General features: G+C 69.5%; 13 protein-coding genes. 1 reads left to right on the forward strand and 12 read right to left on the reverse strand.

Going from position 1 to position 12,283, the window contains the following annotated elements; all coding sequences use genetic code 11:
• Nucleotides 1–21: 21 nt before the first annotated feature.
• The 3 genes from E5CHR_RS11795 to E5CHR_RS11805 all read right to left on the reverse strand — a co-directional run bounded on the left by E5CHR_RS11795 (nt 22) and on the right by E5CHR_RS11805 (nt 1,773).
• Nucleotides 22–351: a hypothetical protein gene (locus E5CHR_RS11795; protein WP_162579849.1), complete on the reverse strand. Its 330-nt coding sequence runs from the start codon at nt 349–351 to the stop codon at nt 22–24.
• A gap of 70 nt (nt 352–421) precedes the next feature.
• On the reverse strand, nt 422–994 hold the full coding sequence (locus E5CHR_RS11800; protein ID WP_162579850.1) for a hypothetical protein: 573 nt from the start codon (nt 992–994) through the stop codon (nt 422–424).
• Nucleotides 995–1,200: 206 nt separating this feature from the next.
• The gene (locus E5CHR_RS11805; RefSeq protein ID WP_162579851.1) at nt 1,201–1,773 is read right to left on the reverse strand and encodes a hypothetical protein; all 573 of its coding nucleotides are present in this window, start codon (nt 1,771–1,773) and stop codon (nt 1,201–1,203) included.
• Between the two features lie 180 nt (nt 1,774–1,953).
• On the opposite strand from E5CHR_RS11805, the gene E5CHR_RS11810 reads away from it, so the two are divergent.
• Complete coding sequence (locus E5CHR_RS11810) at nt 1,954–2,913, forward strand: alpha/beta fold hydrolase (RefSeq protein ID WP_162579852.1); 960 nt, start codon at nt 1,954–1,956, stop codon at nt 2,911–2,913.
• A 109-nt stretch (nt 2,914–3,022) separates the two neighbouring features.
• On the opposite strand, the gene E5CHR_RS11815 is transcribed toward E5CHR_RS11810, so the two are convergent.
• The 9 genes from E5CHR_RS11815 to E5CHR_RS11855 all read right to left on the reverse strand — a co-directional run bounded on the left by E5CHR_RS11815 (nt 3,023) and on the right by E5CHR_RS11855 (nt 12,014).
• On the reverse strand, nt 3,023–3,874 hold the full coding sequence (locus tag E5CHR_RS11815; protein ID WP_162579853.1) for a caspase family protein: 852 nt from the start codon (nt 3,872–3,874) through the stop codon (nt 3,023–3,025).
• A gap of 5 nt (nt 3,875–3,879) precedes the next feature.
• A complete protein-coding gene (locus E5CHR_RS11820; protein ID WP_162579854.1) occupies nt 3,880–4,497 on the reverse strand; it encodes an anti-sigma factor family protein in 618 nt (205 codons plus the stop codon).
• 78 nt (nt 4,498–4,575) lie between these two features.
• On the reverse strand, nt 4,576–5,172 hold the full coding sequence (locus E5CHR_RS11825) for an RNA polymerase sigma factor (RefSeq protein ID WP_162574094.1): 597 nt from the start codon (nt 5,170–5,172) through the stop codon (nt 4,576–4,578).
• A gap of 67 nt (nt 5,173–5,239) precedes the next feature.
• On the reverse strand, nt 5,240–6,028 hold the full coding sequence (locus E5CHR_RS11830; protein ID WP_162579855.1) for an IclR family transcriptional regulator: 789 nt from the start codon (nt 6,026–6,028) through the stop codon (nt 5,240–5,242).
• 73 nt (nt 6,029–6,101) lie between these two features.
• Nucleotides 6,102–7,079, reverse strand: coding sequence for a D-2-hydroxyacid dehydrogenase family protein (locus tag E5CHR_RS11835; protein ID WP_162579856.1), 978 nt, complete (start codon nt 7,077–7,079; stop codon nt 6,102–6,104).
• Nucleotides 7,080–7,088: 9 nt separating this feature from the next.
• Entirely contained in the window at nt 7,089–8,078 is a 990-nt protein-coding gene (locus E5CHR_RS11840; RefSeq protein WP_162579857.1) for a Bug family tripartite tricarboxylate transporter substrate binding protein, read from the reverse strand.
• A 30-nt stretch (nt 8,079–8,108) separates the two neighbouring features.
• Complete coding sequence (locus E5CHR_RS11845; protein ID WP_162579858.1) at nt 8,109–10,202, reverse strand: acetate--CoA ligase family protein; 2,094 nt, start codon at nt 10,200–10,202, stop codon at nt 8,109–8,111.
• On the reverse strand, nt 10,199–10,996 hold the full coding sequence (locus E5CHR_RS11850; RefSeq protein ID WP_162579859.1) for an enoyl-CoA hydratase/isomerase family protein: 798 nt from the start codon (nt 10,994–10,996) through the stop codon (nt 10,199–10,201). Before E5CHR_RS11850 ends, E5CHR_RS11845 begins: the two co-directional genes overlap by 4 nt.
• 13 nt (nt 10,997–11,009) lie before the next feature.
• The gene (locus E5CHR_RS11855) at nt 11,010–12,014 is read right to left on the reverse strand and encodes a tripartite tricarboxylate transporter substrate binding protein (protein WP_162579860.1); all 1,005 of its coding nucleotides are present in this window, start codon (nt 12,012–12,014) and stop codon (nt 11,010–11,012) included.
• Nucleotides 12,015–12,283 lie beyond the last annotated feature (269 nt).

A 12,283-nucleotide genomic window follows, 5' to 3' on the forward strand; every position in this document is an offset into this window, starting at 1 on the left:
CCTTTTGGCGGGGCGTTTTGTTCAGCGGCAGCCGCCGCGGCCGACGATGTTGATCGCGTTGGGCGCGAACACGAAGACCTCGCGCGGCGAGGCGCCGATGCGCCCGCCGGTGTCGATGTTGCCGATGTTCTGACTCCCGCAGGTGCTGGAGTCCGAGGAGTTTCCCTGTGACTTGCCCTGCTCGTCGGCCTTGCGCTCCTGCGCGGCGATGCGGATCTTTTCCTTCGCGATCTTCGCGCGGAAGCGCGTGTCGACACCCATCAGCTCCTGCCCCGCCAGTGCGTGGGCGCCGGCGCCCAGCGTGGCGGCGGCGAGAACGATGCGGGCGGTGAGGGCGAAGCTTGCATTCATGGTGGTCTCCTGGGTGGGAAAGGCGCCGGCGAGGGAAGCGCCGGCGCGGGGAAAGAAGATGGACGAGGTGTTACTTCGCGACGCCGACGCTCTGGTCGGCGGTCGAGAGGAAGCCCGCGGCGGTGTTGACCTGCGCCGTGGCGAGCACCGTCGAGTTCGTCAGCTTGCCGCTGCCTTGCGCGCCGCCGATCTGCTGGCGCGCCGTCGACAGGAAGCCGCCGGCCACGTTGCTCACGCCCGTGGCGCCGACGAAGCTGCCCTGGACCTTGCCGTCGTCCTTCGCGAAGCCGACGTCCTGGTTCGCCGTGCTCAGGAAGCCGGCAGCGGTGTTGTTCACGCCTTGCGCGACGATGGCGGTCTGGCTGATCTGGCCGTTCTGGGTGGCGCGGGCGATGTTCTGGTTGGCCGTCGACAGGAAGCCCGCCGATGTGTTGACCGCGCCGTTGACGATCACGGCAGTGTTCTTGATCTTGCCGTTCTGCTCGGCCACGCCGACGTTCTGCCGCGCCGTGGACAGGAAGCCTGCCGAGGTGTTGACCGTGCCGGTCGAGAACACGCCGGAGTCGGTGATCTCGCCGGCCATGGCGGCACCGAGGACGAGGCTGAGCGCGGCGAGGACGGAAAGTTTGGAAGCGGCTTTCATGATGGATCTCCTGAAGGGTTGGCGGTTGAGGGTGGGTGGCATGCGCTTGCTTGCCTTCCGCTCCATGGGTTGCTGCGGGTTCCGAAACGGTTCAAGGGAATTCACGTTCGCAGCAGCAGGCGTGAGCTCACGCAATGAAAAGGCCCGCCGGCGCAGGTGCGCGGGCGGGCCGAACCGAGGAGGCCGGAACCTAAGCCGGCAGCGGCTTACTTGGCGACGCCGATGCTCTGGTCGGCGGTGGACAGGAAGCCGGCGGCGGTGTTGACCGAGCCGGTGGCGATCACCGTCGAGTTCGACAGCTTGCCATTGCCTTGGGCGCCACCGATCTGCTGGCGAGCCGTCGACAGGAAACCGGCCGCGGTGTTGCTGGCGCCGTTGGCGATCACCGTCGAGTTCTCCACCACGCCGTTGTCCTTGGCGAAGCCCACGTCCTGCGTGGCGGTGCTGAGGAAGCCGGCCGCCACGTTGTTCAGGCCGTTGCCGATGACCGTGCTGTTCTTGATCTGCCCGTTTTGCGTGGCGCGGCCCACGCTCTGCGTCGCCGTCGACAGGAAGCCGGCGGCCGTGTTGTTGGCGCCATTGACGATCACGGTACTGTTGGTGATCTTGCCGCTCTGCTCGGCCACGCCGATGTTCTGGCGCGCCGTGGACAGGAAGCCGGCCGAGGTGTTGACGGCGCCGGTGGACAGCACGGTGGACCCCGTGATTTCCCCGGCCATGGCGCCGCCGAACACGAGACCGAGAGCGACGAGGACGGAAGCTTTGCGGACGATTTGCATGATGATCTCCTGAGAGTGAAGGAACGAGGTTGGTGGTGGGGCTTGCCGATTTGCCTGCCTTCCCGCTCCATGGGTTGCGGCCGTTTTGGAAACGGTTCAAATGATTTTGGAGATGGATCGTCGCGAGAAGGGTTCGAGCCGATTTCGGGCGGGATGCGCGCCAGCGTAGGATGGCCCGCCATGCTCGACAGGGCTCCGCCAGACCCGCCTCCCCACCCGCCGCGCCTGACGGGCTTGCGCGGCACCTTGAACGCGTTGCGCAACTTCGGGCTGGTGAATCTCGGCACGCCGGCTGCCGGCGAGTTCGACAGCTTCACGGCCAGCGACGGCCAGGTCGTTCCCGTGTACGTCCTCGGCAGCGGCCCGCCGCTGGTGCTGGTGCATGGCGTCGGGTGCTCGCATCGGGACTGGATGCCGGTCGCCCGACGGCTGGCGCGGCGCCATTGCGTCCTCGCCTGGGATGCGCGCGGCCATGGCCATTGCCGGCCGGTGCGCGGCAGCATCACGCTGGCGCGCCTCGCCACCGACCTCGCCGAGATGCTCGACCACTTCGGGCTGCAGCGCGCGGTGCTGGTCGGGCATTCCATGGGTGCACTGACGTTGATGCAGTACCTGCATCTGCACGGCACCCGCCGGGTTGCCGCCGTGGCGCTGGTCGACCAGTCGCCTCGCATCGTGACGGACGACAGCTGGCGCCTCGGCCTGTTCGGCGGCTGCAGCGCGGCGATGCTTTCGGGGCTGATCGCGGGCGCGCGCCAGGACGTGGCCGAGGCGCTGCTGAACGAGGTCGGCGCGCTCGGAGGCGCCTGGCTCAGGCGCCAGCTCGGCGTCGAAAAGGCGCTCGGACGGATGCTGCGCCGGCGCCTGGGCAGCATCGACATCCAGCCGCTGCTCGATCTTGCCGAGTCGATGGCGCAGGCCGACTTCCGCACTTCGCTGTCGCGCCTGGACGCGCCGCTGCTGGTCGTGCTCGGGGCACGCAGCCCGCACTACGCCGGGTTGCCGCTCGACGCCTGGTATCGCGAGACGGTAAAGCATGCGCAGATCTCGGTCTACCCGCGTGCCGGCCATTCGCCGCATGTCAGCGAGCCGCTGCGCTTTGCGCGGGAGCTCGAGCGATTCCTGGATGATCACGCGTGATCGCGTCGATCTGCGGAGGGAGTGCGCAGGGAGTGCGGAGGCGCACCGCATGCCGGGCGTGGGTCCGGCGACCGGGATTCTTGTTGAGGTTTGCGAAGGCGGAACAACCCTACCCGCACCGCCCCTTGTCGTTCGACTTGAAGCAGAAGTCTGCCGTCAGGCTCGACGACTCCCACGGCACCTGCACGCGCCCGGTGTCTTCGGCCACGCCGATGCGCACCCGTTTGAAGAGCTGCTCGATCTGCAGCCCCGGCGTCGGCAGATTGGCCAGCAGGTGGCGCGCATAGACGCTGTGCTTGCCGCTGGCGCCGTCGAGCGCCACGCCGTTCGGCGCGGTCGAGAAGGCCACCAGCGTGCCGACAGGTGCATCGAGCGTTGCCAGCCCCCCTGGCGTTGCGCCGCGGAATTTCAGGCGCCGACCATCCGGCCCGACGATCACGCCGCCGGCGAACGGGTTCACGCGGCAGGCGTCGAGCACCACGATGTTGATGCCGGTGCGGATCGCGCTGAGCCGGTCGACGAACTCGCCGACATCCGCGCTTTGCCGCTGGATGTCCTCTTCGGTCAACGGGTCGGCGTCGATCGGCACCAGGTAGTTGCGGCCCTTTACCTGGACGCCGTGGCCGGCATAGAAAAGCATGCGGACCGACGCCTTGGGCGCGCGCATCGAAAACTCGCGCAGCGACTCGATCAGGTCCGGCAGCCGCGTGTCCTGGCGCAGCGTCACGTCGTAGCCGAGGCCGCGCAATGCAGTCGCGACCGCCGCCGCATCGCCCGGCGGGTTCTTGAGCGGTGCGGCGCGGTACGCGCCGTTGCCGATCACCAGGGCGATGCGCGGCTCGGTGCCGTTGCCGTTTCCGGTGGCATTGGCAGAGGCGCCCATGGCGCGACCGACAAGTGGCAGCGCTGCGGCACCCAAGGCGCCTTGCAGCAGCGTTCGGCGGGTCAGCAGCGGGGTCATCGCGGCTACTCCCGAGGCGGCACGCCGGGCGCCAGCGAGGCGGCCTGGACGATCGGCGCGCTCTGCACCTTGGCGAGCGCCGCTGCCTCGCTGCCCGCCGGCACCCGCAGGTAGTAGTCACCGAGCTGTCCCGGGCCACCCGCCAGTTCGCCGCCGACCTGGACCACCAGCATCCGGATGTCGGCCTCCTTGGCCTCGGGCGCAAAGCTGATCTTCAGCATCGGGCCCTCTTCGACGCGAACCGCGTTCAGGGCGCGGATCTGGTCGGCGTCCTCGCGGGCGTTGCCCAGCAGATTCAGGATCACGCCGCCTTGCACCATCACGAGCGCCAGCCCGGCGATCGCATAGCTCGGGCGCATGCCCAGGTTGCCGAAGAAGGCGCTGATGCGCTCGGCCAGGGTCGGGCGGTCGCCCTGGATCAGCCGCATGGCCCGGGCCAGGCCGATGGTCGGCGGCACGGCCGGGGCGCTTTCCTGGACCCGCGCCTGCAGCGAGCGGTACCAATCCAGCTCGCTCTTGGCCTCGGGGTGCTGTTGCAGGTAGGCATCGACCCAGGCACGGTCTTCGGCTCCCAGCGAACCGTTGGCGTACCAGGGGAGCAGTTCTTCGAAGCGTTTGTTCATGATGCCGCTGGGTTGCGCGAGCCTTGCGGATGGTTCACTTTATTTTTGCGCGCGTGCCGGGGAGATCGCAAGCGCCGCTCAGGAGGCGAGGGCACCCTTGCCTTCGGGCGCGCTTCCTTCGCTGCGCAGCAGGGACTGCAGGCATTTCTTGATCTTCTGGCGGGCGTGGAACAGCCGCGTCTTGACGGTGCCCTCCGGGCAGTTCTGTATCTCTGCCACTTCGGCCAGCCCCATGCCTTCGTAGAAGACCAAGTGCAGGCATTCGCGGTGCTCGTCCGACAGCTTGCCCATGCAGTGTTGCACGCCTTCGCGCCGCTGCTTGCCCGCCAGTTCCGCGTAGCCGTCGGGCGTGTCCGAAGCGGTGACCTCGGCGATGTCCTCGAGATCGGCATGCACCTCGTCGGGCCGGCGCGCGCGGTAGACCATCAGCGCCTTTCTCCGCGCGATCCCGATCAGCCAGGTGGAAAACTGCGAATCGCCCCGAAATCGATCGGGATGGCGCCAGACCTCGTAGAGCGTGTCCACCAGCACTTCCTCGGCCCGCGCGTGGTCGCTCAGCATGTTGAGCGCATAGGCATAGACCCGCTGGCTGAACGCCTTGTAGAGCTGGCGAAACGCCGCCTGGTCTTCGCGGCCGATGCGTACGAGCAGCTGGTTGACCTCGTCGTTGTCCATGCAGGGTGATGGTGGCGGTGGCGGTGGCGGTGACGCAATATAGCGTCTCTGCCCGGATTTCCGGCACTCATGTCACGCCTTGCTTGGCCAGCGCGCCCTCGATATCGGCCGCCAGCGCCAGCAGCGCGCCCGACAGCTCCTGCTCGACGCTGTGCACCGTCTCTGCCGTGGAGACGCTCAGGTTGAGTGCGTAGCGGGGCTGCCCCTCCCAGCGCAGCGGCACCGCGAGTGCCACCACCTCGGGCTGCCAGGCGGCGGCGCAGTAGCCGCGCTGCCGGACGCTCTGCATCGCGAGCTCGATCTCCTCGGCCAGCGTGGGCCATTGCCCCTTGCGGCGCTTCCTGAACAGCGCGAGCAATGCCTTGCGCCTGGGCTCGGGCGCGACGGCCAGGTAGGCGCGCCCGAGAGAGGTGAGCTCCATCGGCACGCGCTGCCCCGACACCACGCTGCGCAGGGAGACGCGCCGGTTGTAGCGGATCGACTCCAGGTACACCATCTCGTCTCGATCCGGCGCCGCCAGGCCGATGTTGATCCGGCGGGCCTCGGCCAGCGCGCGCATCTTCGGCGCGGCGATGCCCAGGATGGTGGAGCCCGAGCGCATGGCGTGGGCCAGGCTCAGCACTGCCGGGGCCAGCCGGTAGGCGCGGCGGCGGGCATCCAGGTGCAGCAGGCCGGTGCCCACCAGCGTCTGCGTGAGCCGGCTCACCGTGGAGCGCGACAGCCCGGTGCGGTCCGCCAGCTCGGCATTGCCCAGCAGCTCGGAGCCCGGCCGGAAGGCGCGCAGGATCTCCACGCCGCGCTCCAGCGACCGATTCGCGGGAGAGCGTCCCGGCTTTTCTTCAAGCGGATCCGTCATGCGTCGCCTGCACCTCGTGTCACGCACATGCAGGCAATGATGGCACCGCTTCGCACGGACCGGCCCTGCGGCCTCAGCGGCGAGCCGATGCCAGCGCTTCCGGATTGACGACCTCCACCAGGGTGCCGTCGGCGAACTGGTTGATGTGATCGAAGGCGATGCCGAAGTAGCGCTCGTAGTTGTCGCGCTCCACATAGCCGATGTGCGGCGTGCACAGGGCATTGGGCAGGCCCAGCAGCGGATGGCCGGTGCCTTGCAGGGGCTCTTCCTCGAACACGTCGACGGCCGCGAAGCCGGGGCGGCCGCGCCGCAGCGCGCGCTCCAGGGCGCCGGGCGCGATCAGCTCGGCGCGGCTGGTGTTCACCAGCAGGGCGTCGGGCTTCATGCGGTCCAGGTCTTCCTCGCGCACGATGCCGGCAGTGTGCGCGTTCAGCCGGACGTGAAGGCTGATCACGTCGCTCTCCGCGAAGAAGGCCTCGCGCGAGGGAGCGCACTCGAAGCCGTCGGCCAGCGCCGCCTGCGTCGAGGCCTCGCGGCCCCAGACCCAGACCTTCATGCCGAACACGCGGCCGTAAGCGGCCACCTGGCGGCCGATGCGGCCGTAGCTCCAGACGCCCAGGCGCTGGCCGCCGAGCTGTTGCCCCAGGTGCCCCTGCCAGAGTCCACGGCGCAGGCGGTGGGCTTCGTCGACCAGGTGGCGGCGGCTGGCCAGCGTCAGCGCCCAGGCCAGCTCTGCCGTCGAGGCGCCGGCGCCGCGGCCCTCGGCCACCACGATGCCGCGCGCGGTGCAGGCCGCCAGGTCCACGTGGTCCGCCAGCTTGCCGGTCTGGCTGATCAGGCGCAGGCGGGGCAGGCGCTCGAGCAGGGCGGCGTCGATGCGCGTGCGCTCGCGCGTGAGCACGATGGCATCGGCATCGGCGAAGCGCGCCGCGAGTTCGTCGGTGCCCTTCACCGTGTCGTTGAAGATGTGGACCTCGTGGCCCGCGAGCTTGGCGAAGCAGGCGAGCGTGCGGACACAGTCCTGGTAATCGTCGGGAATGGCGATGCGCATGAAAGGCTTTTATTGCAGTGTGATGCCCAGTTGCTGCACCGTACGCTTCCAGAGCGCCAGGTCATCCCGCACCAGCGCGGCGAACTCGGCCGGCGGCATGCCGCCGGGCTCGATGCCCTGGGCCTGGAAGATCTCTCGCACCTCGGTCGTGTCGAGCGCCCGCCGCACCTCGTCATAGACCCGCTGCATCACCGGCGCCGGCGTGCCGGCCTTGAGCAGCAAGCCATACCAGCCATGCACGTCGAAGCCCGGATAGCCCTGCTCGGCGACCGTCGGCACGTCGGGCAGCCCGGCAAAGCGGGCCTTGGGCGCCACCGCCAGCGCGCGCAGCTTGCCGGCCTTGATCTGCGCGAGCGCGGAGCTCATGTCCAGGAACATGAACTGGATCTGCCCGCCGAGCAGGTCCTGCACCGCCGGGCCCGCGCCGCGGTAGGGCACATGGGTGGCGCGGATGCCTGCGCGCTGCGCGAAGAGCGCGGCACCCAGGTGCGCCGAGGTGCCGTTGCCCGAGGAGCCGTAGGACAGGCTGTCCGGCTTGGCCTTGCCCATCGCGACCAGCTCGGCCAGCGTCTTGGCCGGGAATTCGGGCCGCACCACCACCGCATGCGGGATGAAGCCCACCACCGTGAGCGGCGCGAAGTCGCGCAGCGTGTCGAAAGGGTAGTTGGCCATCAGCGCCGGGTTGGTGACCGCGAGGATGGACGGAAAGACCAGTGTGTAGCCGTCGGCCGGCCCGCGCACCACCTCGCTCATGCCGATCACGCCGCCGCCGCCCGGCTTGTTGTCGACGATCACCGGCTGTCCCAGGCTCGTCGCCATGGTCTTGCCGATGGCGCGTGCCATCAGGTCCGTTGGGCCGCCGGCCGCGAAGGGCACGACGATGCGGATCGGTTTGGACGGGAAGTCCTGCGCACGCGCCGCCGGCGCCAGTGCTGCGAGCGCAAGGCCCGCGCCCAGCGAGGCGTTGAAATGGCGGCGCGAGAGGTGCATCGGGTTCATGGGTGGTCTCCTGTTGTTGTCGAGTGATGCTCAGGCTGCGAGCACGGCCACGCCGTCCGCGGCGACGACGCCCTGGCCTTGCGGCAGCACGAAGAGCGGATTGATCTCCGCTTCCACCAGCCGCTCGCCGAGTGCCGCCGCCATCTGCGAGAAGGCCACGATGGCCGAGACCAGGGCTTCGACGTCGCACACCGGCCTTCCGCGAAAGCCGTCGAGCAGCGGCCAGGTCTTGAGCTCGTGCACCAGCGCCAACGCCTGCTCGCGCGTGAGGCCGCCGGGCGGCAGCATGCGAAGCGCGGTGTCCTTCAGCAGTTCGGCCGTCACGCCGCCCATGCCCAGCAGCACGGCGCTGCCCAGCGGATCGCGGTGCAGGCCCAGGATCAGCTCCACGCCGCCGCTCACCCTCTGCTGCACCAGGAAGCGTTGCGGCCGCACGCCGGTGTGCGTCTCGACCTCGAGAGCCATGCGCTCGAGGCGGGGCCCGATCTGCTCGGCGGGCACATCGACGGCCACGCCGCCCACGTCGCTCTTGTGCGTGATCTCGCTGGAAAGGATCTTCAGCACCGTCGCGCCGCCCAGTTCGCGCGCGGCCTGCTGCGCCTGCTGCGCGTCGGCGACCACGATTTCGCGCGCGCAGGGCACACCGAAGCGCGCGAAGAGCTGCTTGGCCTGCTGCTCGTCCAGCGATCCGCCGGGCAGGTCGCCAATCTCCGGCAAGGCTTGATGCGCAGGCGCGGCGGCCGGGGACGTCCAGCCGGCATGCGCATGCATCGCGGCCAAGGCGCTGGTGCAGCTTTCAGGTGCCATGAAGGCCGGCACGCCGCGCTGGTTCAGCTGGCTCGCGATGGCCGGCGCGTGCGGGCTCACGTAGACCAGCAGGGGCTTGTCGCTGCCGGGCAGGCTGTCGTGGATGGCATCTGCCATCAGCTGCGGCATCGCAAGGCCGGAGGAGCCGACGATCACGACCGCCGCGTCGTAGGAGGGGCTGGCGAGCAGCGCGCGGATCGCACCGCGCAGCAGTTGCGGCTGCAGGCCGGCGAGCGTGACGTCGATCGGGTTGCGGTCCAGCACGGCCTGCTCGCCGGACTGCAGCGCGCGCAGGGCCGCCGCCGTCTGCGCATCGGGTGCCGGCGTCTCGAAGCCCGCGCTGCCGAGGCTGTCGGCCACCAGCGTGCCGGCGCCGCCGGTGGAGGTCAGCACCGCAACACGCCGCCCGCGCGGCGCGCGACGGGTCGCGAGCGCGGCCGGGATGTCGAGCAGGTCTGCAAAGGTCTGGGCGCGGATCACGCCCAGCTCGCGGAACAGCGCGTCGTACATGCGGTCGGCGCCCGCGAGCGCGCCGGTGTGCGACACCGCTGCGATCGCCCCTGCCTCGGAGCGGCCGACCTTGAACACGACGACCGGCTTGCCGTTGCGCGCCGCCTTCAGCGCCGCCGCCCGGAATTTGTCCGGGTGACGCAGCCCCTCCATGTAGAGCGCGATGACGGAGGTGGCTTCGTCGTCCGCCAGATGGTCCACGAAATCGGCCAGGTCGAGGTCCACCTCGTTGCTGGTGGAGACGAGTTTCGACAGACCGATGCCGCGCGCCGCAGCCCGCGAGAGCAGGGCGCCCAGGATGCCGCCGCTTTGCGACACCACGCCGATGGGCCCGGCCTCGAAGCCTTTCATTTCGAGCGCGCCGGTGGCCGAGAGGGTGATGCCGTCGGTCAGGTTGACCAGGCCGATGGTGTTGGGGCCGAGGATGCGCATGCGGCCCGCGGCCTCCAGCAACTGCTGCTGCCGCCGCGCGCCTTCGTCGCCGACCTCGGTGTAGCCGCTGGCCAGTACGATCGCGGCGGCAGTGCCGCGTGCGGCCAGCGCACGCACGGCCTCGTGCGCGCGCTCGGCGCCGAGCAGCACGATGCCCACGTCGGGCGCCTCCGGCAGCGACGGCACGTCGGGGTAGCTCTTCAGCCCGGCGATCTCGGCAGTGCGCGGGTTGACCGGATAGATGGCGCCTGCAAAGCCGTGGCGCTGCAGGTAGGCGACCGGACGGCCCGCGGTCTTGGTCGGGTCGGCCGAGGCGCCGATCACCGCGACGCTGCGTGGCTTGAACAGGCGGGTGATCGGGTTGTCTTCGCTCATGCCGACTTCTCCTTGCCTGCATTCAGAAAGGCCAGCACCGCGTCCCGGTGCTCCTGCGTGGTGTAGCAGATGCCCTGTGCCTGGCTTCCCTGTGCAAAGACCTGCTCGGCCGGCAGCTCGAAGCTGCGGTCGATGATGGACTTGCCCAGCGCCAGTGCCGCCGCCGAGCCCTGCGAGAGCTCGCGCGCCCAGGCCTGCGCCTGGCGCAGCAGCGCGTCGGCGCCGCAGACGCGGTCGGCGATGCCCAGCTGCAGCGCCTCCGCGGCTTCGACCTTGCGCCCGGTGAAGATCAACTGCTTGGCCCGCGACAGCCCGACGCGCCGCGGCAGGAAGTACATGCCGCCGCCATCCGGAATCAGGCCGCGCTTGATGTAGCTCCACGCGAAGCTGGCTTCCTCCGAGGCCATCACGAAATCGCAGGCCAGTGCCATGTCGGCGCCCAGGCCGTTGGCCGAACCGTTCACTGCCGCGATCACCGGCTTCGGCATCGTGTGCAGCAGGTCGACCGAATGGTGCACGCGCTGCTGGCGCGTCCAGCCGTTGAAGCCGATCGCGCCGGCGGGCGCTTCCATGCGCCGCTGCATGCCGCTCACGTCGCCTCCGGCACAGAAGCCTTTGCCGGTGCCGGTCAGCACCAGGGCACGGATGGCCGCGTCGGCCGCGACCTGCTCCAGCGCCGCGATCAGTTCGGTGCGCATGGCGTCGCTGATCGCGTTGCGCTTCTCGGGGCGATCGAGGGTCAGGGTGGCAATGCCGGCCTCGACGTCGAGCCGGATCTGGGAACGGGTGGTCATGGTTGTTCCTTCTTCAATCGGTGGTGATGTTTCCGTCCTTGACGACCTTGCGCCAGCGCACCTCTTCGGCACGCACATAGCGCTCCAGCCCTTCCGGCGTGCTGACGTTGACCGCCAGGCCCTCCGACTGCGTCTGCTTCACGAAGGGCTCGGCTTTCGTGGCCTGGCGCACGGCGTCGTTGAGGCGGGCGATCACGTCCTTGGGTGTGCCGGCGGCGGCATAGAGTCCGTACCAGCTCTCGGCCGCATAGCCCGCCACGCCGGCCTCGGCCAGCGTCGGTACTCCCGCATAGGCCGGCGAGCGCTGCGCCGTGGTGACCGCGAGCGCGCGCATCTTTCCCGCGCTGACGAAGGGGCGCGCCGCCGCCGCCGTGGCGAACATCATGTCCACCTGGCCGCCCAGCAAGTCGGTCATCGCAGGCCCGGCGCCGCGGTACGGTACGTGCGTGATGTCCACCTTGGCGAGGCTCTTGAAGAGCTCGCCCGCGAGATGCGCCGAGGTGCCGTTGCCCTGCGAGGCGAAGGTCAGCTTGCCGGGCTTGGCCTTGGCCGCAGCGATGAGATCGGCGACGCTCTTGTAGGGCTGATCGGCGCGAACCACCAGCACGTTGGGCGAAACGCCGACCAACGCGACCGGTGCGAAGGCCTTGTCGGTGTCGTAGGGCAGCTTCGGCTGCAGCGCCGGATTGACCGCATGCGCGAAGGTGGCCATCACCAGCGTGTAGCCGTCGGGCGCGCTCTTGGCGACGGCGTCGCTGCCGATGATGGTGCCGCCGCCCGGCTTGTTGTCGACGATCACCGGCTGGCCCAAGGCCTGCGCCATCCCGATGGCCAGCGAGCGTGTGATGGCATCGGTGCCGCCTCCCGGCGCGAAGGGGACGACGATGCGCAGTGGCTTGTCGGGGAAGGCCGCGGAGGCAGGGACGGGGGCGGCTCCCAGCGTGAGCAGCGCTGCCGCCGCGGAGAGCTGGTGAAAACGCCGGCGGTTCAGGACAGGCAGTGGATGGGGTACAGGCATGGTGTCTCTCTCTTTCTTCCGCGTGATCGAGGCATGGCCGAAGCTTAGGTCGCATGCTCCTCCGGCGCAGCTACCGAATTCCACTGGGTGGAATTAGAGAACTGATCGCTGGCTGTGGCCGGCGCGCTGGCACAAGCGCCGGGATGCATTCATCCACCGCGGCACGCCGGCCTGCTTTCGATCGTTGAAATCTGAAGCTTTCTGTCGAGGCGATCGATATTTCCGAGCCGCGCAGCAGAATCCGCCCCTTCAAGAAGAACAAGGGTCGA

The sequence above is a fragment of the Variovorax sp. PBS-H4 genome, from assembly GCF_901827205.1.
In the GTDB taxonomy this organism is placed as follows: Bacteria; Pseudomonadota; Gammaproteobacteria; order Burkholderiales; family Burkholderiaceae_C; genus Variovorax.

Coding starts and splice junctions, on each gene's coding strand:
- E5CHR_RS11825 (WP_162574094.1), bottom strand. CDS start 5,172: ATGGACAACGACGAGGTCAACCAGCTGCTCGTACGCATCGGCCGCGAA.
- E5CHR_RS11835 (WP_162579856.1), bottom strand. CDS start 7,079: ATGCGCATCGCCATTCCCGACGATTACCAGGACTGTGTCCGCACGCTC.
- E5CHR_RS11850 (WP_162579859.1), bottom strand. CDS start 10,996: ATGACCACCCGTTCCCAGATCCGGCTCGACGTCGAGGCCGGCATTGCC.
- E5CHR_RS11840 (WP_162579857.1), bottom strand. CDS start 8,078: ATGAACCCGATGCACCTCTCGCGCCGCCATTTCAACGCCTCGCTGGGC.
- E5CHR_RS11795 (WP_162579849.1), bottom strand. CDS start 351: ATGAATGCAAGCTTCGCCCTCACCGCCCGCATCGTTCTCGCCGCCGCC.
- E5CHR_RS11820 (WP_162579854.1), bottom strand. CDS start 4,497: ATGAACAAACGCTTCGAAGAACTGCTCCCCTGGTACGCCAACGGTTCG.
- E5CHR_RS11800 (WP_162579850.1), bottom strand. CDS start 994: ATGAAAGCCGCTTCCAAACTTTCCGTCCTCGCCGCGCTCAGCCTCGTC.
- E5CHR_RS11855 (WP_162579860.1), bottom strand. CDS start 12,014: ATGCCTGTACCCCATCCACTGCCTGTCCTGAACCGCCGGCGTTTTCAC.
- E5CHR_RS11815 (WP_162579853.1), bottom strand. CDS start 3,874: ATGACCCCGCTGCTGACCCGCCGAACGCTGCTGCAAGGCGCCTTGGGT.
- E5CHR_RS11810 (WP_162579852.1), top strand. CDS start 1,954: ATGCTCGACAGGGCTCCGCCAGACCCGCCTCCCCACCCGCCGCGCCTG.
- E5CHR_RS11830 (WP_162579855.1), bottom strand. CDS start 6,028: ATGACGGATCCGCTTGAAGAAAAGCCGGGACGCTCTCCCGCGAATCGG.
- E5CHR_RS11845 (WP_162579858.1), bottom strand. CDS start 10,202: ATGAGCGAAGACAACCCGATCACCCGCCTGTTCAAGCCACGCAGCGTC.
- E5CHR_RS11805 (WP_162579851.1), bottom strand. CDS start 1,773: ATGCAAATCGTCCGCAAAGCTTCCGTCCTCGTCGCTCTCGGTCTCGTG.